This is a genomic window from Oleiphilus sp. HI0125 (assembly GCF_001635355.1).
Map to the genome: position 1 here is coordinate 1 of NZ_LWGF01000357.1, position 907 is coordinate 907.

General features: G+C 40.1%; 1 protein-coding gene. It reads left to right on the forward strand.

Annotated elements, in window-relative coordinates; translation table 11 throughout:
- The coding region (locus A3762_RS05020) for a response regulator (protein WP_156493245.1) at positions 1 to 907 on the forward strand (907 nt) is incomplete at both ends.

Sequence of the window (907 nt, forward strand, 5' to 3'; positions counted from 1 at the left end):
AATCCGAAAGCCACGCATCCTAAGCTCGAAAATCAATCTTGTTATTTATACGAACCGCATCATCACTCTAAGCAAAATATCATTCATACGCTCAATTATTTGAACATTCCCTACCAACAGTTCGATACATTGAAAGAGCTGATTTCAGCAATTGAGCAAGACGGAAAGAACGACACACAAACTAATCGCTTCGCTCTTATCTCATTAAGCGATAAAGAACTCGAAGAAGAATGTATTTACCAAGCTTTTAAATGTGTAAATGCCTTAGACATCAACATTCTTACCTATACCCCATCGCTATTACATTACGACTATAAAATACTGCGACAGATTAGCGTGCATATGACAAAGCCCGCTACCTACACGAATTTATCGCAAAGTTTAGTATCGGCTTTAAACAAAGGCATTACCTCAGACCATGCCGAGGAATATGCTCTGCCTCATTTTGCGAATAATGCGACGATTCTGGCCGTCGATGACAATGAAATGAACTTGAGCCTGGTTAAGGCGCTCGTAAAAGAAATGGGCATTGATATTGATTTAGCCAATAGTGCTGAGCAAGCAATCGATTTATGTAAGAAGCAATATTACCCACTTATTCTGATGGATATTCAAATGCCGGACATGGATGGCATTGAAGGCATGAAGCGTATCAAAACCCTTAGTAATTATTACGATCACAACCAAATCATAGCCCTGACTGCTTTTGCCCGACCAAATGAAAAGGATGCATTCATTGAGCAAGGTTTTGTAGATCTATTGACCAAACCTTTAAACGAGCAAAAACTCGCTGAGACCATTAAAAAGTATCTGCCCGGACTCGCGATTGAAAACCCGGTGCAAGATGAACCGAAAGTTTCCGCTGAAATACAAGCTTTCAATTGGAATGAAGCGGTTTACCTCTGCA